The organism is Varibaculum cambriense DSM 15806 (assembly GCF_000420065.1).
In the GTDB taxonomy this organism is placed as follows: domain Bacteria; phylum Actinomycetota; class Actinomycetes; order Actinomycetales; family Actinomycetaceae; genus Varibaculum; species Varibaculum cambriense.
In genome coordinates, this window is record NZ_ATUF01000003.1 from 183,223 (window position 1) to 204,744 (window position 21,522).

The following is a 21,522-nucleotide window of genomic DNA, read 5'->3' on the forward strand; positions in this document are numbered from 1 at the left end:
ACTAGGCAGCTGTCCTATTGGGTAGCAGGCGCAGTGCTGATTTTTACTTTCGCATCCTTCGTGTTCAACCCGGGGAGCGGTCCCGCATCGTGCCCTAATTGGGCTTGTAAATCTACCAAACTGGCCAGGGTGGGGGACAAAAGCGCCTGTTGTACATCCGGGACTAAGGGAAGTATATTCATTTGCACCTGGCAGGCCTGTCCTAATGCTTTTGCAATTGCTAACTTATCGGCGCCGTTCACACCGGAATCGGGCGGATAAACCGCTTCCCGCGGATCCACACCTAACTGGGTAACCAGTTCTTGTAGCTGCCGCAGCAGCAGGGGAGTTGCTACCTTGGAAACCAGGTTTTTTAGCGGTATATCCTGGCTTTTCGCGACGTTTTTCTCGATATTGAAACGCAGAGAGTCTAATTGTCTGATCCCGCGGGAGAGTTCGTTTTTTTGCTGCTCACTTAGGGAGTCTGCGGACTTAGTCGGTTGGGCTTGGGCTGTTGCTGCTTTATCGGGGTGCCACTTGCCTTCCTGGTAGCGTTGCACCGCTAGCGGGGTGGTTTTGGCAGGTGGTAAGGCAAGAGAGGACGCGGACGCGATTTGTTTGTTTTCCCGTTCCATTGCCACCCCGGTAGCGAATAGGACTTTTGCTAAGGACGCGGTTTCCTGCGCGCGCGCGGTACCCTCCTCATCGCCCTCGTTTTCCGCTAGCTGCTCCCGTGTTAGATAGGTGAGCACCACGGCGTCATTTAAGATATCAGCCTGGCAATCTGCCAGTTTATGAACCAACGCTTGTCCATTTCCGGGGACGCGATAATCGGCGGGTTCTGGCAGGTTTTCTGGTTTTTCTTTCCCTGACAGTTTCACTTGTTGGTGTGGCCAGCGCTGCCCCAGGACTTTTCTACGGGCAGTGAAATTATCTTTGAAAGTCGCTAACTTGGGGTCGCCGGCAAAAATATTTTCAATGCCGGTAGCGATCGCCTCCTGACAGGAACTGGCGCGATAGCGCGCCATCTGCGTGAGGCTCGCAGTTACGGCGTCGCCGGAACCATCATCAATGCGCACCCCGCAGCCAGAAAGGCTCAACGAAGTAACTAACAGCCCAGTAAGGGGAACAATCCAGGTTTTTTTCATCAAAGTTAAGTTTGCCACGGGTAACATATTTTTTGAAATGATAAAACGGTGAGGCGAACAAGAGACGAGGAAAAATGACGAAGCCTAGAACTAATTTGGAAAATGAACTTTTTGACCTGCTGCGTCCAGATTGCGAGGCAGCCGGCCTTTACTTGGAGGAAGTCTCGCTCAAGCGGGCTGGGAAATACACTCGCCTGGTGGTGACGGTAGATTTACCGCGCGGTCCGGGAGCCGTGAATGAAGAACAGCTCTCCCAAGCAACTTTGGAGATTTCCCGGCATCTAGATGAAGCCGACCCGATTAAAGGAACCTATAACCTGGAGGTCTCTACTCCCGGGATTGAGCGGCCTTTGGAGGACGAACGCCATTTTTCTAGGGCGATAGGCCATCAGGTAAAGGTGAAAATATGTGATGGCACCCTGGAAGAGGGTAAGCTGGTGGCTACGACAACTGAAGAAATCGAATTGGAAACTGCCGCTGGTCGGCGCACTATCGCTTTAGCAGATATTACGCACGCCCAAATGGTGGTGCAGTTCTAAAGCTCGTAAGGAGCATCATGGATATTGATATGGCCGCTTTACGGATGGTGGAAGCGGAGAAGGGCGTCAGTCTCGATACCCTTATGGCTGCTATCGAAGACGCTTTACTAAAGGCGTACCACAATGCCCCGGGAGCACTTGATGATGCGCGGGTAGAAGTCGATCGCAAAAATGGCCATGTAATGGTGATGGCAGCCGAGATTGATGAAGACGGCAATAAAATCGGCGAATTCGATGACACCCCCTCGGGTTTTGGTCGGATCGCCACTACCACTGCTCGCTCTATTATTATGCAGCGGCTGCGGGAAGCCGAGGACGAGCAGGTACTGGGCTCTTTTAGAGATAAAAAGGGCGAAGTGGTTTCCGGGATTATTCAGCAGAGCCGGGATAAAGATGTAGTAGTGGTCAAAGTCGGCGAATTTGAGGCGGTTCTACCGAAAGCCGAACAGGTTCCGGGGGAAAAATACCACCATGGCCAGTGGATCCGGGCGGTAGTGATAAAAACTGCGCTTGGAGAAAAAGGGGCACGGATCGAGGTTTCACGCCGTCATCCCGACCTGGTGCGCGGACTATTTGCGCGGGAAGTCCCGGAGATCACCTCTGGAGATGTGGTTATTGAGTCGGTGGCGCGGGAAGCTGGTTACCGTACCAAGATCGCGGTGCGTTCTACTCGTCCCAATATCAATGCTAAGGGGGCTTGTATTGGGCCGATGGGGCGGCGCGTGCGGGCAGTCATGAATGAACTAAACCACGAAAAAATCGACATTATTGACTATTCCGAGGACGTGGCTACTTTTGTCGCTAATGCGCTCTCACCTGCGCATGTTAGCTCTGTCACGGTAGAACCGGCCGAACATGTATTAGCACATGTGGTAGTGCCAGATTTCCAACTGTCGTTGGCTATCGGTAAAGAAGGACAAAATGCGCGTCTAGCTGCCCGTTTAACGGGAGCCAAGATTGATATTAGGTCTGATATGGATCCGGAAACGACTAGTGAGGAAGCTTAAAAGCTTGCTGCTATTTGCGGCTAAATCTCTAGCTGGCTTCGGCTTATTGAAGTTAAGGCGTTAGTATAGATATCGGAACCTAACTTTGGTTGCAATGGACGCACCGGTTCTAGGCTGATGCCTTGGCCGGTGCTTTCTTGTGAGCAGGCTAGGGTCGTTTAAGCAAGGTTACCGGCATTTACACCCAGTGGATGCCCGATACAGGAAAGCAGGGTTGGAAGCTGATGGTCACCCGATGAGCAACCAGCGATGATCTGCCAATTTAAGCAATAGCCTGCTCCATGCTGGGCAGGCCAGCAAGGAGAATTGTGGCAAAACTTAGAGTTCATGAGTTAGCGAAAGAGCTCGGAACCACTTCGAAAATTGTGCTGCAGGCACTGAAGGACTCGGGGGAGTTCGTTAAAAGCGCGTCCTCGACAATTGAGGCTCCGGTGGCGCGGAAAATGCGAGAGCATTTTGCCAAGCTGGCGGAAGAGGTAGAAACTGCAGCCCCCAAGGTGAAAGCGGCAAAGAAGAAAGTCGCTAGTTCCGCCGCTAAAACCAAGGTAGCGAAAGCGCGGGCGACAAAGAGTACTAAATCGGCTGCCCCCAAACCGGCGGATCCAGCAGAGGTAGACACTGAGTCTACGCAGGTAAAACCCCAGGAAAAAGTGGAATCACCTGCCCCTGCTAAGACATCTGACTCTAGCGCGGCGCCTAAACCAGGGCCGAAGCCGGCGGCTAAGCCGGCCGCGAAAGCAGATAAAACGAAATCTTCAGAAAAATCGGAGCGTCCCAGTCCTAAACCTGGTAAGACGGGAGCCAAACCCGGTCCCAAGCCAGCTCCGCGTCCGGGCGGTCCGCGTCCGGGGAATAATCCTTTTGCGTCTTCACAGGGAATGCCGCGTCCGGGCGGTCCGCGTCCGGGCAATAATCCTTTTGCATCTTCACAGGGAATGCCGCGTCCGGGCGGCAGCTCGGGGCAGCGGAAGAACGCTGGTCGGGGACGTCCGGGTCGAGGAAATCGGCGCGGTGGGAGTGCAACTCCGAATGTGATGCCCGCCCATTCTGCGACTGCTCCCATGATGGATCAGCCGGCTCCTTCGCGCGGTCAGCGCCGCGGTGGAGGCGGTCAGGGTGGTCCCGGTGGTGCGGGCGGTCCGGGTCGTCCCGGCGGTCACCGGATGAACAACCGCGGTCGCGGTGGTTTTGGCGCCACCCAAGGCGCATTCGGTCGCGGCGGATCCTCGAAAGCGAAACGTCGTAAGTCCAAACGCGCTAAACGCGCCGAGTACGAGCAACAAATGGCTCCCAAGATTGGCGGGGTGCAGGTTCCTCACGGGGATGGATCGACGCCCCTGCGCCTGCGTTCGGGAGCTTCGCTCGCGGATATGGCAGATCGGATTGACTGCGATCCCGCATCCTTGGTGACTGTACTTATGACCTTGGGTGAGATGGCTACCTCTAACCAGTCTTTGGACGAGGACACTTTGATGACGCTCGGCTCTGAGCTGGGTTATCAGGTGCAGGTAGTCTCGCCAGAGGATGAAGACCGCGAACTGCTGGAATCCTTTGACATTGACCTGAAAGAGGAAGAACAAAGCGACGAAGAGGACGCCCGGCCGCGTCCTCCGGTGGTTACGGTTATGGGTCACGTTGACCACGGTAAAACCAAGCTATTGGACGCGATTCGCGATACCGATGTGGTCGGCGGAGAGCACGGCGGAATCACTCAGCATATTGGTGCTTACCAAGTAAACATTGATATGGATGAAACTCGCCGCGCGATTACCTTCATCGACACCCCCGGTCACGAAGCGTTTACCGCTATGCGTGCGCGCGGGGCGGAAGTTACCGATATCGCGATTTTGGTGGTAGCTGCCGATGACGGGGTAATGCCCCAAACGGTGGAGGCGATTAACCATGCTCAGGCCGCCAATGTGCCGATTGTGGTAGCGGTCAACAAAGTTGATAAACCCGAGGCCAACCCGGATAAAGTCCGGGGGCAACTGACCGAATACGGTTTGGTGTCCGAGGAATACGGTGGCGACGTAATGTTCGTTGATGTCTCTGCTAAGCAGCGTAAAGGCATCCATGAATTGCTAGAGGCAGTACTGCTAACTGCAGATGCGGCACTGGAACTGAAAGCTAATCCGGATGCAGCGGCACGCGGGGTAGCGATCGAAACTCGCCTGGATAAAGGACGCGGCGCCGTGGCCACCATTTTGGTGCAGCGCGGTACTTTGCGAGTGGGCGACTCCATCGTGGTGGGCTCGTCGCATGGCCGGGTACGTGCCATGCTCGACGAATACGGTAACCAAGTTGAGGAAGCCGGCCCCTCGTTCCCCACGGCGGTACTGGGACTTACCAGCGTACCGGGAGCAGGTGACTCCCTACTGGTAGCGGAAGATGAACGTACTGCCCGCCAGATTGCCGATAAGCGGCAGGCGCAACAGCGTGCTGCTCAGCTGGGTAAACGTCGCAAGCGGATTTCGCTGGAAGATTTCAATGCCGCTTTGGAGCAGGGCAAGGTAGACACTTTGAACCTGATTTTGAAGGGCGACGTTTCCGGTGCGGTGGAAGCTTTGGAAGATTCACTGCTCAAGATCGATGTGGGCGAGGAAGTGCAGTTGCGGATTATTCACCGCGGCGTCGGCGCGATCACCCAAAACGATATCAACTTGGCCAGCGTGGACAACGCGGTGGTAATCGGCTTCAACGTCCGTCCGGCACAGCGAGTGGCCGAATACGCTGACTCGCAAGGCGTTGATATGCGCTTCTACAACGTCATCTATCAGGCGATTGAAGATGTCGAGAGCGCGATGAAAGGAATGCTCAAGCCCATTTATGAAGAAAAGCAGATGGGTACTGCTGAGATCTTGCAGGTCTTCCGCTCCTCCAAGTTCGGCAATATCGCCGGTTCGCTGGTGCGCAAGGGTCTGATCAAGCGGGGCGCGAAAGCCCGCTTGGTGCGTGACGGCGTAGTAGTTGAACCGGAGCTGGAGATTTCTTCTTTGCGTCGCGAAAAAGACGATGTTACCGAGGTTCGCGAAGGCTACGAATGTGGTATTTCGCTGGGCGTCAAGGACATCCAAGTTGGCGACGAGATCGAAACCTGGGAAATGGTGGAGAAACCGCGCGATTAGCGTTACTGGTCGGTTTTCCGGACGCCGGGAGAGGGCGTCCGGAAAACCGCATTAGCTAAAGGAGTTTTCATGGCTGATCAGGCTCGCAGACGCAAAGTTGAAGAGCGGATCCAAAATACGGTGGCGCGGCTTTTAGAGCGGCGCATCAAAGATCCGCGCATCGGTTTCACTACCATCACCGATTGCAAAGTTACCGGGGACTTGCAACACGCCACCGTTTTTTACACGGTTTTTGGAGATGAGGACGAGCGCAAGAAAACCGCGCGTGCTTTAAATAGTGCCAAGGGCTTGATTCGCTCGGAGGTAGGTAAGGCGCTAGGAATTCGTCTTACCCCCACGATCGAATTCGCTCTTGACGCGCTGCCGGAACAAGCCGCCAGTTTCGAGGAGAAACTGGCTAGTGCCTTGCAATCTGATCAGCAGCTGCGGGGAGCTTCACAGGCGGCATCCTATGCCGGGGAAGCAGACCCCTATCGCAAACCGCGGGAGAAGAAGGTTTACGAACCGGAATCGCCGGTGCCCACATTCACCGAATTTACGCTTACGGAAGAGGACGCGTCCTCGGAAGAAGCGACGGTTGCGGTCGAGGAATACCTGGGTAGCGAGACTGGTGATCTTCGCGAAGATTCCGGCTTAGAAAGTTAAGTAACTGCGGTGCTAGACGCGCTCAAAGAGGCTCCAGATTTTGCTCCCGCCGGCGCAGCGCTGCAGATTCCGCGTGCGGAAAACACTGCCCCTGGCGGGGTAATTGCAATTGATAAACCCTTAGGGATTACCAGTCATGATGTAGTGGCGCGTCTGCGGCGTCTGGCGGGAACCCGCAAAGTAGGACATGCTGGCACCCTAGACCCGGCGGCTTCGGGAGTATTAGTTGCCGGTATTGGGCGGGGAACTAAGCTTTTGCAATACCTGCAAGGACAAAGGAAAACTTATGTGACCCGGGTGTGCTTCGGAGTGGAAACCGATAGCGAGGACGCCGAAGGCACCATTACTGCTACCCGCGGAGCTACTTTAGCGGATCTGGATGATCTAGAAACCGCGCTGGCCTCCTGGCGCGGGCAAGTAATGCAGGTGCCGAGCGCGTTTTCTGCCCTGAAGATTCGGGGTAAACGTGCTGCTGATCGGGTGCGCGCCGGTGAAGCAGTACGTATGGAATCTCGCCCGATCACTATCTATGAACTAGTTAGCCTGGGAGAGCCGAAAGCGGGAGAGCTTGCGGGCACCAAGGTGGTTTACCAAGACCTGAGAGTTACCTGTTCGGCCGGTACCTATATTCGCGCCCTGGGAAGAGACATAGGAAACCAGCTGGGAGTGGGGGCGCACCTGCTGGCACTGCGTCGCCTCGCGGTCGGTTCCTTTAGCGCTAGCGGCCTTGCCCGTCCCAATGCGCCTTTTAATGCCTATAGCTTGGCTGAGTTATCGCAGCTGGTAACGGCGGGACAAGCGCTGCCGATTGTGAGCCTGGATCAGATCTGTAAGGAACTGTTCCCCAGCTGCCAGGTGACCCCCGAAGTTATCACCGCTCTAAGTTACGGCCAGCGTCCGCAAATCTCCGCTGAGATGCGGGGCGCACTGGATAAAAAAGATGCAAATACGGCCGAAAAAATCTATGGCTTGTATTTGCCGGGGCAAAAGATATCGCTATTGGCGTCGCCAGTGGAGGGCAAGTGGCGTTCTGTACTAAGTTTACAAAGTAGGTAAAGGAGGAACATGAGCGAAGAAAATAAAGGTACTTGCGGATGTGGCTGCGGCTGCGGAGGTAAAGGAAAAGGTCGCAAGACGGCGGAAGAAAAACGTACCGGGGAACTGGGAGTACCGGCGAATGGCCGGCCAGAACTCAGCGTGCGGCAAAGCGAAAAATAGATCGTGGAAATCTGGACTAACTCCCCGCAGCTGGAAAAAGGCCAGCGCAGCGTGGCTGCCATCGGGATTTTTGATGGGGTGCATAAGGGACACACCCGGATTTTAAAAACCGTGGTGGAGCGGGCGCGGCGCGCGGGAGTCAAAGCGGTGGCGATTACTTTCGATCCCCACCCTTCCCAACTGCATAATCCGGAAAACCCCACGCTTTTGATCCAGCCGCTGCCCGATCGCCTCGACGCGATGGCTGCGCTGGGATTGGACGCCACCTGGGTAGTGCCTTACACCTGGGACTTAGCTAATCAGAGTCCCCAATCGTTTATAGACCACTATTTTGTAGCGGGACTGCGAGTTAAAGAACTCGTGGTCGGCGAAGATATGCAATTCGGGCGGGGTAACCGCGGCGATATCGAGACTTTGCGCGAGGCTGGCCGCACCCAAGATTTTCAAGTTATCGAAGTTGCCGATATTACCGACCAGGACTCGCGCCGCTATTCCTCTACCCGGGTGCGAGCCTGTTTAGCAAAAGGCGACGTGGAAGGGGCAGCCCGAATTTTAGGGCGCAGTTATCGGCTGCGAGGAATCGTGGAACGCGGTTTTCGTCGCGGACGTCAGTTGGGATTTCCCACCGCAAATCTGGGAAAAACCGCAGGTCTAGCGATTCCAGCCGATGGAGTATACGCGGGTCGATTAATCCGTTCTGTGCCAGGCACCAATGCGGTTGAGCATCTGCCGGCCGCGATTTCGGTAGGCACCAATCCCCAATTTTCCGGCGAGAAAGTTACAGTAGAAGCCCATGTACTGGGGCGAGCTGATCTTGATCTTTATGACGAGCCGGTCGCCATTGATTTCCTGGCGCACCTGCGAGATATGCTCAAGCTAGAGAGCGTGGAAAAGCTGCAGTCGCAAATGGATGAAGATCTGCGCGCTTGCAGTGAAATTTTGGGGGTTCCGCCGGCAGGCAGGGTTAATCCCGAAGAGGTAACCGCGCTCTAGGTCCGCTGGTCGTAACCTGTTTAAAGCACCATCACGATCTGCACTAATACGATTTTCGCGATAATCCCGAGGGCGAAGGTCGCGGAATATCCAGATTCGCAACGCTCATCCGGGATGGTGGTCTGTACGTGACTGAGGATTGCAGGCTGCCCCACGAAACCAGCAATCGCTCCCGCCATCCGGGCAGTGGAAAGCCCCAAGATTTTTCCGAGCAACCAGAATGCCACTAGCACCGGTACCATTCCGGCAGCTGCCAGCAACCCGATTTTTATCCCGGTGAGGGAGAAGGCTTTGGCCGCAAAGGCTTGCCCGGAAGATAAACCTACTGCCGCCAGGAATAACACCAGTCCCATCTGCCGCAACATATTATTTGCCGAGGGCGCCAGAGAGAATACCAGCGGCCCCAGGCGGTCGATACGCCCTAATATTAATCCCACTACCAGCGGTCCGGCAGCGGCTCCTAATGCGAGCGAGCCTAAAGACCCCAGGGGAATGGTGATTAATCCTAGTGCCACCCCCGCGGCAATCCCCAGTCCGAAAGGCAGATAATCGATGGCAGAGATTTTATGTTCCGAATCCCCGAAAGTTTTCGCGATATCACCTTCGCGTTCCACTGGATAAACCACTAATACCCGGTCGCCCATTTGTAGAAGGGTTCCGGCGGTGGCCAGCATATCGGTATCGCCGCGGCGCACCCGGGTAAGCAGTGATTGGAAACGAGCGGGCAAGAACAGATTAGCGACCGGGGTTCCTACCAGGCGGCTATTTGAAACCGTGAAGCGTTTAAAGTTTACTGCCGTGCGGTCATTGGAAATATCTTCCTCAATCGGTTTTCCTAGCGCCTGCCCGGCAGTTTTAACTGCCTCTGGGAGGCCTACTAAGAACGCTAAATCACCGGCTTGTAGCTCCCCATCGGGGTGAGCCACCCGCATTTTGCCGTCCCGCAGCAGATAAGAAATCCGTAGTTCGCCCTCTGAAGAGCCCACGACCTCGGCAATCCCGGGGATTTCCTGGATTCGTAGCGGACGATCTACCCGAATGGTTTGGGTAGCGAGCCCGGCAGCCGATGCCGGATCGGGATCGTTTTTTGCCGGAAGTTTTATCCGCATTAGCACTGTCACTACCACCATGGTTACGATGACCCCCACCGGGTAGGCAATCGCGTAGCCTACTGCCGGCTGAGCGCTTCCTCCGGCAGCATCGGTAGCTGCGGCCAGGGCAGGGGTAGTGGTAAGTGAACCGGCAAACATTCCTCCTAGTAGCGGGGAGCTCAGTCCTAGAGCTTTACCGCCGAAGGCTACAAGCACAGCGTATAGGGCAAGCAGCGCAACTGCCCCCAGCAAAAGGGGAGCTTGTTTGCGTAGGTCGCGAAAGAAAGAGGCGCCGGCGGCGAGGCCGATAGTGTAGACAAAGAGAGCCAGGCCAATGGCAGAGACCAGGGAAAGATTTTCTCCGAGCGCCGGATCCAAGGCGCCGGCGGCGAGACCTACAAATAAGGCTCCGGCAGCTCCAAATTTTAGGGGACCGAAAGGAATCGAACCGAACAGGGTGCCGAGGGCGATTACTAAAAATAGGGTCAACAGGGGAGAAGAGGCGAGTATTTGCATCACCTCTTTAGGATATCCAGGTTAATCTGTAATACGCATTCTGCGATGTCAGCTAGCTGTTGAGGTCGCGTTCTCGCTGGAGTGTGGGTCAGGTACCAGCGAGGGGAAGACTTCGTGCGCCAAGTTCTCGATTTGGGTTTGTAGAATTGGCGCCAGCCGGTTTTGCAGTTCGCTCCGCGGCATGGAGGCTACCGGCTCTAACTGGATAATGTAGCGCATGGTCGCCACCCCGTAAATCATGGACATAATAATTTCGATAAGCGCGTGAAAATTGGTTTCCAGCTTTTCATTCACGGCTTTTCCGGAAGCTATTTGCAAAGCATTCAATACTTCGGCGCCCCCTTTTAGCAGGTTGTCACTCATATAGGCGCGAAAACGTTGGGTGGTTTCGGAATCGGTTATCAGGGCGCGCATCAGCGCTTTCATCCGATCCTTGGTGAGGCGCTCTTCGTAAAGGGTGAAGGCAAAATCAAGGAGACGGTCTGCTAACCCCTCTATCCCGGGTTCCCATAATTGCAGGATTTGCTCCAAGGGATCCAGGGGTAAATCAAAACAATCGCGAAATAGCCGCTGTTTGGAGCCGAAGTAATAGCTAACCATCGCGGGGTCGCAGCCTGCCCCCTTGGCGATAGAACGCATAGTGGTGCCGTCATAGCCACGGGAAATAAACTGGGATTCGGCCACCTGCTTGATTTCTTTACGCATTTGCCCGCGCGCTCCCCGCGGGCCTCTCCCGTGATTAGTGGAAGTAGATCCTGACTTTATATCCCGAGCGTACGAATTAGGTAATATTTTCTTTTCATAATCACCGGTGGCTAATTCATCGCCCCTGAAACTTTCTCCGGAGACTCTTTTGGGTTTGCTTGAGCTTTCTTGCCGGTCGGAGGGGTTTTCTCTTGTTTTTGCATTCATGGTTTTATCCTAATTTCAACACCCTGTGAATTTAGCATTTTCAGTTTACTTTGAGGTGGTGATTACAACTCCGGGAGATGCTATGAGTAAAACAACTGCCGCCCTTGAACTCGCGGACGGAAAACACGCTGCCGCAAGCGAAGGTAAGCAGGCGTTAAGACTAGGTATCGATATCGGTTCCACCACGGTAAAAGCGGTGCTAATTGCCGGGCGGCAGGTAATGTTATCCGACTATCGCCGCCACCACGCAGATGTGCGTGGGGAACTGGCCGGCCTGTTGCGCGATATTAACGCCGCGCATCCGGGAATTACTGTAAAAGCGGCAGTCACCGGTTCCGGTGGGCTCTCGGTTGCCGGAGCTATGAAGGTACCGTTCGTGCAAGAAGTTATTGCCGGCACCAAAGCGGTGGGTGACACTCACCCGCAAACCGATGTGATTATCGAGCTGGGCGGGGAAGACGCCAAAATCACCTATCTGCATCCCACTCCGGAGCAGCGCATGAACGGCACCTGCGCCGGAGGCACCGGCGCCTTCATTGACCAGATGGCCACCTTGCTGCACACCGACGCCTCAGGCCTCGATAAACTTGCCGCGCGCGCCAATCAGCTCTATCCGATCGCCTCGCGCTGCGGGGTATTCGCTAAAACTGACCTGCAGCCCCTACTGAACGAGGGTGCCGCGCACGAAGACCTCGCGGCCTCGATTTTTACCGCAGTCGCCACCCAAACCATTGCGGGACTGGCATGTGGACGCCCGATTCGCGGAAACGTAATGTTCCTGGGCGGGCCGCTGCACTTCCTCCCGAATCTGCGCAAAGCCTATGAGGAGCTGCTCCCTAAAGCCGATAGTTTCTTCACCCCGGAGCACGCCGAACTTTATGTGGCGCTGGGGGCAGCGCTGAGCGCTGATAAAGGTGAGCCGCGCCCTCTGCAGCAGTTAATAACTGACCTGACCACCGGGAAAATCGATACCGATTCCCAGCGAATGCGCCCCCTATTTGCTAATGAAGAAGAATTCGCGGAGTTCCGCGCCCGCCACGACAAAGAAGTAATCCCGCAACTACCGTTGTCCGAGGCGCGAGGGCGCTGCTTCCTGGGGGTAGATTCCGGATCCACCACTATTAAAGCAGTCGTGATTGACCAGGATAAACGGATCGTATTCACTCACTATGCCTCTAACGAGGGCGATCCGGTTTCAGCGGCGGTGGAGATTGTGCGCCGCATCCGCACTGAACTGCCCGAGGGCGCCTATATTGGGCGCGCCTGCTCCACCGGTTATGGGGAGGGGCTGGTGAAAACCGCCCTCAACCTGGAGCAAGGGGAAGTGGAAACTATGGCGCATTTCCGCGCCGCGGAAGACCTGCTGCCCGGGGTGTCTTCGGTAATCGATATCGGCGGACAAGATATGAAATATCTGAAGATTCGCGCCGGAGCCGTAGATTCCATCTCGGTGAACGAAGCTTGTTCTTCTGGGTGCGGATCTTTCTTGCAAACTTTCGCTGCCACTATGGGAACCAGTGTGCAAAGCTTTGCCGCCGATGCGGTAGCTGCCAAGGAACCGGTGGATTTAGGGACGCGCTGCACCGTGTTCATGAACTCTTCGGTCAAGCAGGCACAAAAAGAGGGGGCGAGCCCGAAAGATATTGCCGCGGGGCTTTCCTATTCGGTGGTGCGCAACGCCCTCTATAAAGTTATTAAACTCAAAACCCCAGAAGAACTGGGCGAAAAGGTAGTTGTCCAAGGGGGAACTTTCCTTAACGATGCAGTCCTGCGCGCTTTCGAGCTGCTAACGAAGCGGGAAGTGGTACGCCCCAATATCGCCGGCTTGATGGGTGCCTATGGGGCGGCTTTGATTGCCAAACAAAGTGATGACGGGCAAGGGGAATCCACCTTGGCAACCCTGGAAGACTTGGAGAAATTTCAGGTAGAGACCACCCGCAAGACCTGTAGGCTGTGCCAAAACCACTGTCAGATGACCATTTCTACCTTCTCGAATGGGGAGCGGCACGTGTCGGGGAACCGCTGTGAACGCGGCGCCTCCCTAGAAAAAGTACCCAAGAAGTCGGCGCTGCCGAACCTGTTCGATTGGAAATACAAACGGATTTTCGGGTACCGCCGCTTGACCGAAAAGCAGGCATTCCGCGGGGATATCGGGATTCCCCGGGTGCTGAATATGTACGAAAACTATCCGCTGTGGTTCACCATGCTCACCAAGCTGGGATTTAGGGTGATGGTTTCGGGGCGTTCCAATCATGACCTGTTTGAAACCGGGATGGAGTCGATTCCGTCTGAAAATATCTGTTACCCCGCGAAACTGGTACATGGTCATATCGAGTCGCTGCTGAAGAAAGGGATAAAAACTATTTTTTATCCCTCGGTGATTTATGAACAACAGCTGGTGGAAGGCACCGATAACTGCTTTAACTGTCCGGTGGTGGGTACCTATCCCGAGGTTATCCGTAACAATATGGAGTCGGTGCAAGACAGCGACGTCCGCCTAATCAGCCCCTTCTTAAACCTGGGAAATCGGGAGTTCCTGCCTAAACGGATCGCGGAAGTATTCGCTGATTGGAACGTGACCGAGGCAGAAGCCAAAGCCGCCCTCGATGCGGCCTGGGAAGAGGACGCCGCCGTCAAGGCAGAGATTCGGGAGAAAGGCCGGGAAGCTTTAGCGTGGATTCGTGAAAACGGGGTGCGCGGGATTGTGCTGGCTGGGCGCCCCTATCACCTGGATCCGGAAGTTAACCACGGGATTCCGGAGTTAATTATCGGTTTGGGAATGGCGGTATTTACCGAGGATTCGGTGGTAGATGGTCGCCTGGAGCGCCCTTTGCGGGTGCGTGACCAGTGGGCTTATCATTCTCGGCTATATGAGGCCGCCGCCCGGGTGGGCGACGAACCTGATCTGGAATTGGTGCAGCTAAACTCTTTTGGTTGCGGAGTGGACGCGATTACCGCAGACCAGGTGCAAGAGATTTTGGAGGGGCGTGGAGACGTCCACACCGTCCTCAAGATTGATGAGGTTTCCAACCTGGGAGCCGCCCGGATTCGGCTGCGTTCCCTAGATGCGGCCACGCGGGAGCGGGAAAGCTCCACGGTGCTTACCTATCCCAGTGCGGATCGGATCGGTGACCCCGATGCGGCGCCAAGACAGGCAAAGGAAGCGGCGGTTCCTACCCGCATAGATCCGGCAGCCGAAGCCGCCGCGGAAGAAGCTCGCCTGGCGAAAGCCGGCCATGTGCAGGTGCATTCTAAATTCACCGAACAGATGCGCAAAGATGGTTGGGAGATTCTGGTTCCCCAAATGGCACCTATCCAGTTCCGACTGGCGCAGCCAGTGGTGCGCCGCGCCGGGCTGAATGTGCGATTGCTGGAACATACTTCCCGCGAATCGATGGAAACTGGTCTCAAGTTCGTGAACAACGATTCTTGCTACCCCGCGATTGTGGTGATTGGGCAGCTGATTGAAGAGTTTACTTCCGGGCGTGCCAACCCCGATAAAACCGCGGTGGCGATTTCGCAGACCGGAGGAATGTGCCGGGCAACAAATTACGCGTCCTTGTTGCGTAAAGGGTTGCGTGATGCCGGGTATCCCCAGGTACCGGTGATTGCGGCCTCGGTGCAAGGCATTGAAGAAAATCCCGGATTCCAGCTGTCTTGGTCGGAAATCCACCGGATTTTGCAAGCTATCTGCTTAGGCGACATGCTGCAGACCGTGCTCTTGCGTATTCGCCCCTACGAGCTGGTGAAAGGCTCGGCGATGGAGCTGTATCGGCGTTGGGATCAGATTATCCAGGAATGGTTTGCGGCTGGGAAATACTCGGCTACTTGGGGCGGTCGCCTCAGCTATTCCCGCTTGATTAAGGAATGTGTCAAAGAGTTCGATGCCTTGGCGTTGAATGATGAGCCGCGCCGCCCCCGGGTTGGTTTGGTGGGAGAAATCCTGGTGAAGTTCCACCCGGATGCTAATAACCACGCAGTTCGGGTGATTGAGGAAGAAGGCTGCGAAGCGGAACTGCCTACCCTGATCCAGTTCTTCCATTACTCTCTGGCCAGTGGAAACTTTGAACGGAATGAAATGGGCAATTCCCGCAAAGTTAAGTTAGGGATGGACGCGGGTCTGTGGGCCTTAGAGCGCTATGAGGACGCGATTCGCCGGGCTTTCGCCAAAACTAACGGCAAGTTCGAGATGCATCGGCGAATCAAAGATATGGCGGCGCGTTCTGTCGATATTGCGGGCATGGGTAATCAGGCTGGTGAAGGCTGGTATTTGACCGCGGAAATGGTGGATATGATCGAGCATGGCTGCCCCAACATTATTTGCGCCCAGCCTTTCGGCTGCCTGCCGAACCACGTGATTGGTAAGGGAATGTTCCGCGCGCTGCGCAACCGCTACCCGGAGGCCAATGTGGTGGCGGTCGACTATGATCCGGGTGCCTCGGAAGTTAATCAGCTAAACCGGATCAAGTTGATGATTGCGACTGCCCTGCGCGGTGAAGAAGTAGCTGATGATTTCGAGGATCTGCCCGAGGAAGCGAGTGGGTCAGGCTGCGGGTGCGCGTCCTCTTGTGGCAGCGGAGTGCAGTGGAATTCTGAAGTTCAAGTCAGTCCCGCAGGTAGACGTTCCCTGCCGATTACCCCGGTAAGCGCCGCGCGCTAAAACTGGCGAACTACTAGCCGAGGACACCCCATTGTGACCCCGGTAATACCGATATTAACCCCTCGTGTCTCTTTTTCGTCCCGAAAAGGAATAGATTTCTTAAAACGCCCGGAAAGTTTCTTATTGAAACTTCCGCAGACAGATTTGCCTGACACCTCAAAATTTTTACTTCTTACGGCAAGAAAGCATCAAAAAATAAAGATATTAAGGCTATGAGGTAAAGATGAGGCCCTAGGCGATGTTTCGGCGGTCAAAAATAATTTCCATGCTAGGGAGTTCAGAAAATCTGCCGCCTGGTTTGCCTCCTCAAAAACTGCCCAATCTTCGGGATCTTTACCTGCGATAACTCTTTGCGCGTGTGTCAGGGCGCGAGCCGCCAAAGCATTGGGGCGTAGGTGGGGCGGGAGGACCTGTAGATGTCGGTTAATTATCAGTAGAATAAGGCATATATCAGCAAAAATATCCCTCCGGAGGCAATAATCCCCGCTACCGCTGAAAGAATAAGCAATCTTGGTTTTGTGCGTCGCAGTGATACCAACAGACCGATACAGGGAATAAAGCCCGTGATGGCTACGACTACCAGTATCTCTAAGCTGCGCAGGTCTACGCCTTGAAGTAATGCCACCACTACTGGACCTAGAATCAAACCTAGGGGGAAGCCGGTGGCGATAGAACGTTGAGTCAACGTTCCATAATGGGCAAAAAATGCCATTGGACCAACAATGACTCCACACCCTAACCCTAATAGCGTCCAGGTGAGGGCGATCTGTGTAATATCGCTGCTAGCTGCGCCTGGACGCAAGTTGTAGATCGGTATTGCACAGTAATAGATTGCTAACGCAAACAGAATTGAAACGGAAGCTACACTCGCAGCGATTTTCCAGGATTTAGAGAACCAGCCCACCACGACCGCTATCATTACGAACCCCAGTCCGGAACTGGCGAGCTTCGTCATAATCGTGATGAACACTCCCGAAAATGGGAACATATCATTTGCGACTGAACCGCAACCGATTAGCACCGCGAGGCTCAGACCGAGGGTTATAGATACGCCAGCAGTGGGGCGTTTAGAATTTTGGGCTGAAGGTAAGTTCGCTCGCGTGCTGTCTCTATTCAAAAGCTCAGCATTAAAATCACTGGTTTCATGCACCAGCTAATCTTATCCCGACTTCCGGATACTTCCGGCAGTGACTTATTGTTTGCGGCAGGGTGGGCTGGGGGCTGAAATGGGGATACCGGAAATTGCCGGGTCTGTTTTCGAAACCTTTTGTAAGGCGGGATTTTGCGCGCGCTAGACTTTAGGCATGGAAAATGATGAACGTTTCCCGCTAACTTCCTCCAAAAAAAGCTTATCAACAGGCAAAACTATTTCTAGAGGACGCCCGAGTGTCAGAATAAAAGCACTGGATGGGATACGTGCATTAGCGATTGTGGCGGTAGTGCTCTACCACCTGCGTCCGAGCGTGTTACCCGGCGGATTCATCGGGGTCACCGTATTCTTCGTACTCTCCGGGTTCCTGATTACTCGCTCTATCGTCAGCGCCCTCGATAAAGGGAGTTTTTCTTATCGGCGCTACCTTTTGCGGCGTTTATGGCGACTATTTTTCCCGATAGTTATCACTATCGCGCTTAGCGCGGTGCTGACCTATCTATTCGCCCCCAGCCTGCTGCTGAAAGTACAAAGTGACTGTCTACCGGCGACCTTGTTTGTCAGCAACTGGTTTTATATTGTCCGCAACGTCCCCTATTTCGCGGCGGCAGGCTTGCCTTCTCCGCTCACCCACCTGTGGTTCCTGGGGGTACTCGCGCAGTTCTATGTGCTCTGGCCGTTGATCGTCTACTTGCTGTTGAAAGTTAGGCGGGCCGCCCCAGCGATTACCGCGGTTCTGATCCTGTTCTCTACGGTGGCGATGTCGATCTTTTGGATGGTGGGAGAGGACGTTACTCACGCCTATTACGGGTTGGATACTCGCGCCGCAGAGCTGCTGGTGGGTGCCTTCTTAGCGCTTATCTATCCCCAGATTTCCCCAGAAAACAGTGTTTCTGCTTTTCGGGCCAAGACCGAGAAAAGCGAGATGTTGCAGGTGCTAGCAGCGGGGAGCCTTGGATCACTGATAGTTTTCGCTATCTGGGGAAGTGGGGACACGCCTGCGATTTATTTCGGTGGGTTCTTACTGGTGGCAATGCTAAGCGCGGTGATAGTTAGGGCGGCGACCTTCGAGGGGTCGGAGATTTCGAAACTGTTAAGCAACCCGGTTTTCAATTACCTGGGTTCCCGTTCCTTTTCCTTATATCTGGTGCATTTTCCGATTCTGCTGCTACTGAATCCAGCTACCCGTACGGTTCCGCCCTCCGGGTGGCAGCAGCTTCTGCAGCTACTGATAGTGGTAGTTGCAGCGGAAGTTTTCTATCGTCTGACAGAATCGCCGGCAAGCTTGCTGAGTTCCCTTTGGAAAAAGGCGGGAGAAAGGAAAGTTGCAACACTTAAGTCGCAGGATCCACTCCGCACCCTGCAGCTCAAGGTATTCGCAGTGCTTTCGACAATATCGCTGATAGTAGCAGTAGTACTGTCGTTTTATCCCGCTAACTGGGAGCAGCTAGCCAAAAATCGGGCGGTGCACTTACGTCCGGAACTTGCCGCTAGTGCGACCTCGTCCTCTCATTCGGAGAAGCAAAAAACGAAAGAAAAAGACGAGAAAAACAAGTCACCAAAAAAGCAAGAAGAAAAACCCAAAGGGCTAAAACCACTAGCCAAGAAGGTGCCCAATAACTTGGATACCAGCGGCTGGCAGATCGATCCTGCCACCGGTACCTGCAACGCGGACGTGCTCATTATTGGAGACTCAATAACCGAGGGGGCAAGCGCCGCGATAAAGAAAGTGTTACCGCAGGCAGTTATCGATGGGAAAGTTAGTCGCCAGATTCAACGCGGCCCGGACGTGTTCGCAAAATACAAGAATCAGGGAATTCGTCCCCGCGTTCTTGTTTATGCCTTAGGTAGTAACGGGGTATTGTACGGCGACCGGCTGGTGCAGAACCTGATAGATACTGCTGAAGGAAGACCAATGTATTTGGTGACAATCCGTGATCCGAATCCTTTGCAAGATATAAATAATGAAATATTGAACCGATTGGCAAACAATAATCCGAATGTGGGGATTATTGACTGGTGGGCAGCCAGCGAAGGGCATCGGGAATACCTGGTAGATGATGGCACTCACCCCACAAATGTCGGCAACGAGGTGCTCGCCAACTTGTACAAGCAAGCCTTGTGCGGGCAGTAGGGGAACTGCGAAGAAAGGAGCTATTGGAATTTTGTCAATAGCCCGCGGTAGGGGATAGGTCTGCCGCAGTTATCCGGATTTTCCGGATAACTTGCGAAGGCAGTTTCCAGCGTCACGAGGGCCACTCGCAGCACCACGGTGAACGCCGTTTTAAACCGTGAAAACGTGTCAATATCTGCCAAGGACACCTAAAGAATATAGAGTTTATAACGTGAATATTCCGGTGCAATATCGTTCCCTGCTCGCTCCTCCTGAACCGCGCGAAGATCGCTATCAATACGGACGCTCGCTGCGCGAAACCGTTCCCTTTAGTTCCTTGGCGGCCTGGGTGCCGGTTCCAGACCGCGACCCTATCGCCCTCATTCAAGACTCCCACCAGGGCAGAGTTAAGAACCTGATCCCCATACGGGTAGGGCGCATGGCGTCCTCACCTTACGGATTCTTACGGGGAGCCGCGGTAGTGCAAGCCGCCGACTCCGCTGCCTTGCCCGCCACCGGGATTCAACCGGTAGTATGCGGGGATTCCCACCTGGGAAACTTCGGTTTTTATCGTTCCCCCGAAGGGGAACTGGTGATGGATCTCAACGACTTCGACGAGGCGCATACCGGCAGTTGGGAATGGGACCTGCGCCGCCTGACCGCCTCGATCCACGTGGCGGGGCGCGAAAATAATCTCTCCGAATCCAAATGCTCCGATGCGGTAGTCGCTTGCGTAAACGCCTACCGGGACGAAATTAGTCTGCTAGCCGGACGTCCTCTCTTTGAACGCGCCTTTAATCGGATTGACCTGGAGAAACTTACCTCTAGAGAGCTAACTCCCAAGTTGGCAAAAGAGATCGAACGCGCCGCTGCCAAAGCTATGAAACGTACCTCGGATCGGGCGCTCCCCAAGTTCGCCCAAGAATCCGAAGGAAGCCTGAAAATTACCCCCGAACCCCCGCTAACCACCCAGATTCCCCCAGCTGATTGGGATGCGGTGGCGCGCGCCCTAGACGAATATCTGCACACCATATCCCCGCAATGGGCGCGAGTATTGGGCGGATACACCCTGGTTGATATCGCGCAGCGGGTAGTAGGAGTAGGATCGGTAGGTTTGCGCGCCTACATCGCGCTGCTCCAAGGCTCCACCCCTACGGACGTAATCTTCTTGCAGCTTAAGCAGGCACGGCGCTCGGTGCTCGCCCAATATGTGCACGGCTCCAAAGAATGGCATGCCCACCAAGGACAGCGAGTAGCTGAATATCAAAAAGCACTACAAACCGTTTCTGACCCGCTGTTAGGCTGGGCAAGCGTAGGGGAGCGACAATACTATGTGCGCCAGTTCCGCAATATGAAAGGAACCGTGCCCCTAGATCGCCTGGGAGCCAAATCCCTATGCGACTATGCGGGAATCGTAGGGCTGTTGCTGGCGAAAGGCCACGCGCGCACCCATGGCGCCTCCAAGATCTCCGGCTACCTGGGTAAATCCGATAAACCGGGGCAAGCTCTCGCCACTTTCGCCCGCGCCTACGCCGACCAGACCGAGGCGGACCACGTCGAATTCCTGCGAGCCATCAAAGACGGGCGGATGCCCCAGCCCGAGGGCGAAATGGGAAGTGCCTTCCGCGCGGGGTAGGACGCGTGAGGAGGAAATTGGCTAGTGCCGCACCAGCGCGGGGGCTTGGTTTTATCCGAGCAGGCGCGGTGGGCATAAGAATTCGGAAAATGCCTGCGGTCTTTTTCCGAATTCTTGGGCGGGAGGAAAAACCAAGGCTCCGCGCGGAGCCCACCCGGTGCTTGCGCCCTCGTCCTCGCTACCTTCGCATTAGCCGCACCTGCGCGTGTCCTAGTTCACCAGCGCCAAAATAGGATTGCCAGCAGCGCTAATGTTAGGCTAGTAAAGCCGTTACAAGCCGGCCACGGATGCGTCATGCCCGGGTGAAACTGCCCCGGAGCTCCGTGCAACAAGTAGAAGAAAAGGAGAACCCAGTGGCACTGAGTAAAGAAGAAAAAGCCAAGATTATGGAAGAATATGCGACCCATCCCGGTGATACGGGTTCGCCTGAGGTTCAGATCGCGCTGCTTTCCAAGCGGATCTCGGATCTGACTGAGCATTTCAAAACTCACCAGCATGATCACCACTCCCGTCGGGGACTAATGCTACTGGTGGGGCAGCGGCGCCGCCTGCTAGGCTACCTGAAAGACATCGACATTGAACGTTACCGTTCTCTGATCGCGCGTCTCGGTTTGCGCCACTAACATAGAAATATCGGCCCGGTTAACGCCGGGCCGAATTGCTATCACCCCGGTTTCGGTCTTCGGTGGTGGCCTCCGGATCAGGCGCTGCAGTTTCTAGTCGCCTTTCTCCGTGGGTCTCGATCGTTGACCGCCCATCACAAGGTGATAGCTCTCAGGAGGGCATTGGC

Annotated in this window: 15 protein-coding genes; 11 read left to right on the forward strand and 4 right to left on the reverse strand. The window is 54.9% G+C overall.

The genetic code is table 11. The features are described 5' to 3' along the window. Positions 1 to 14 precede the first annotated feature (14 nt). Positions 15 to 1,145 carry a hypothetical protein gene (locus F605_RS0105925; RefSeq protein ID WP_156005300.1) on the reverse strand — a complete coding sequence of 377 codons (1,131 nt, stop codon included), beginning with the start codon at positions 1,143 to 1,145 and terminating at the stop codon, positions 15 to 17. Positions 1,146 to 1,201: 56 nt separating this feature from the next. On the opposite strand from F605_RS0105925, the gene F605_RS10155 reads away from it, so the two are divergent. From F605_RS10155 to F605_RS0105960, 7 genes are all read left to right on the forward strand, one after another. Next, on the forward strand, positions 1,202 to 1,666 hold the full coding sequence (locus F605_RS10155) for a ribosome maturation factor RimP (RefSeq protein ID WP_022864978.1): 465 nt from the start codon (positions 1,202 to 1,204) through the stop codon (positions 1,664 to 1,666). A 17-nt stretch (positions 1,667 to 1,683) separates the two neighbouring features. Beyond that, positions 1,684 to 2,673 carry a transcription termination factor NusA gene (gene nusA / locus F605_RS10160; protein WP_022864979.1) on the forward strand — a complete coding sequence of 330 codons (990 nt, stop codon included), beginning with the start codon at positions 1,684 to 1,686 and terminating at the stop codon, positions 2,671 to 2,673. 308 nt (positions 2,674 to 2,981) lie between these two features. Beyond that, on the forward strand, positions 2,982 to 5,798 hold the full coding sequence (gene infB, locus F605_RS0105940) for a translation initiation factor IF-2 (protein ID WP_022864980.1): 2,817 nt from the start codon (positions 2,982 to 2,984) through the stop codon (positions 5,796 to 5,798). Between the two features lie 69 nt (positions 5,799 to 5,867). Then, positions 5,868 to 6,443 carry a 30S ribosome-binding factor RbfA gene (rbfA, locus tag F605_RS10165; protein WP_022864981.1) on the forward strand — a complete coding sequence of 192 codons (576 nt, stop codon included), beginning with the start codon at positions 5,868 to 5,870 and terminating at the stop codon, positions 6,441 to 6,443. Positions 6,444 to 6,452: 9 nt separating this feature from the next. Then, positions 6,453 to 7,499 carry a tRNA pseudouridine(55) synthase TruB gene (gene truB / locus F605_RS10170; RefSeq protein WP_022864982.1) on the forward strand — a complete coding sequence of 349 codons (1,047 nt, stop codon included), beginning with the start codon at positions 6,453 to 6,455 and terminating at the stop codon, positions 7,497 to 7,499. Positions 7,500 to 7,508: 9 nt separating this feature from the next. Beyond that, entirely contained in the window at positions 7,509 to 7,661 is a 153-nt protein-coding gene (locus F605_RS11415) for a hypothetical protein (protein ID WP_022864983.1), read from the forward strand. A 3-nt stretch (positions 7,662 to 7,664) separates the two neighbouring features. Then, the gene (locus tag F605_RS0105960) at positions 7,665 to 8,654 is read left to right on the forward strand and encodes a bifunctional riboflavin kinase/FAD synthetase (RefSeq protein WP_022864984.1); all 990 of its coding nucleotides are present in this window, start codon (positions 7,665 to 7,667) and stop codon (positions 8,652 to 8,654) included. A 20-nt stretch (positions 8,655 to 8,674) separates the two neighbouring features. Here the strand turns inward: F605_RS0105960 and F605_RS0105965 are convergent, their stop codons facing one another. Both F605_RS0105965 and F605_RS10175 read right to left on the reverse strand, forming a co-directional pair. After that, entirely contained in the window at positions 8,675 to 10,261 is a 1,587-nt protein-coding gene (locus tag F605_RS0105965; protein WP_022864985.1) for an aspartate:alanine exchanger family transporter, read from the reverse strand. A gap of 48 nt (positions 10,262 to 10,309) precedes the next feature. Continuing rightward, the gene (locus F605_RS10175) at positions 10,310 to 11,173 is read right to left on the reverse strand and encodes a TetR/AcrR family transcriptional regulator (RefSeq protein ID WP_022864986.1); all 864 of its coding nucleotides are present in this window, start codon (positions 11,171 to 11,173) and stop codon (positions 10,310 to 10,312) included. Positions 11,174 to 11,255: 82 nt separating this feature from the next. On the opposite strand from F605_RS10175, the gene F605_RS10180 reads away from it, so the two are divergent. Further along, the gene (locus tag F605_RS10180; protein WP_022864987.1) at positions 11,256 to 15,833 is read left to right on the forward strand and encodes an acyl-CoA dehydratase activase-related protein; all 4,578 of its coding nucleotides are present in this window, start codon (positions 11,256 to 11,258) and stop codon (positions 15,831 to 15,833) included. Positions 15,834 to 16,263: 430 nt separating this feature from the next. On the opposite strand, the gene F605_RS0105980 is transcribed toward F605_RS10180, so the two are convergent. Further along, entirely contained in the window at positions 16,264 to 16,821 is a 558-nt protein-coding gene (locus F605_RS0105980; RefSeq protein WP_156005303.1) for a hypothetical protein, read from the reverse strand. 316 nt (positions 16,822 to 17,137) lie between these two features. Here F605_RS0105980 and F605_RS0105985 point away from each other — a divergent pair, with 316 nt between their 5' ends. The 3 genes from F605_RS0105985 to rpsO all read left to right on the forward strand — a co-directional run bounded on the left by F605_RS0105985 (position 17,138) and on the right by rpsO (position 21,355). Next, positions 17,138 to 19,117: an acyltransferase family protein gene (locus F605_RS0105985; protein WP_022864989.1), complete on the forward strand. Its 1,980-nt coding sequence runs from the start codon at positions 17,138 to 17,140 to the stop codon at positions 19,115 to 19,117. Between the two features lie 211 nt (positions 19,118 to 19,328). Then, on the forward strand, positions 19,329 to 20,732 hold the full coding sequence (locus tag F605_RS10185) for a DUF2252 domain-containing protein (protein ID WP_022864990.1): 1,404 nt from the start codon (positions 19,329 to 19,331) through the stop codon (positions 20,730 to 20,732). A gap of 353 nt (positions 20,733 to 21,085) precedes the next feature. Next, positions 21,086 to 21,355: a 30S ribosomal protein S15 gene (rpsO, locus tag F605_RS0105995; RefSeq protein ID WP_027723647.1), complete on the forward strand. Its 270-nt coding sequence runs from the start codon at positions 21,086 to 21,088 to the stop codon at positions 21,353 to 21,355. Positions 21,356 to 21,522: the final 167 nt, after the last annotated feature.

What these genes read in the sequence shown, in the direction of transcription:
- F605_RS10155 (WP_022864978.1), top strand. Translation starts at nt 1,202, where the DNA reads ATGACGAAGCCTAGAACTAATTTGGAAAATGAACTTTTTGACCTGCTG.
- nusA (WP_022864979.1), top strand. Translation starts at nt 1,684, where the DNA reads ATGGATATTGATATGGCCGCTTTACGGATGGTGGAAGCGGAGAAGGGC.
- rbfA (WP_022864981.1), top strand. Translation starts at nt 5,868, where the DNA reads ATGGCTGATCAGGCTCGCAGACGCAAAGTTGAAGAGCGGATCCAAAAT.
- F605_RS11415 (WP_022864983.1), top strand. Translation starts at nt 7,509, where the DNA reads ATGAGCGAAGAAAATAAAGGTACTTGCGGATGTGGCTGCGGCTGCGGA.
- F605_RS0105965 (WP_022864985.1), bottom strand. Translation starts at nt 10,261, where the DNA reads ATGCAAATACTCGCCTCTTCTCCCCTGTTGACCCTATTTTTAGTAATC.
- F605_RS10175 (WP_022864986.1), bottom strand. Translation starts at nt 11,173, where the DNA reads ATGAATGCAAAAACAAGAGAAAACCCCTCCGACCGGCAAGAAAGCTCA.
- F605_RS10180 (WP_022864987.1), top strand. Translation starts at nt 11,256, where the DNA reads ATGAGTAAAACAACTGCCGCCCTTGAACTCGCGGACGGAAAACACGCT.
- F605_RS0105980 (WP_156005303.1), bottom strand. Translation starts at nt 16,821, where the DNA reads ATGTTCCCATTTTCGGGAGTGTTCATCACGATTATGACGAAGCTCGCC.
- F605_RS0105985 (WP_022864989.1), top strand. Translation starts at nt 17,138, where the DNA reads ATGGAAAATGATGAACGTTTCCCGCTAACTTCCTCCAAAAAAAGCTTA.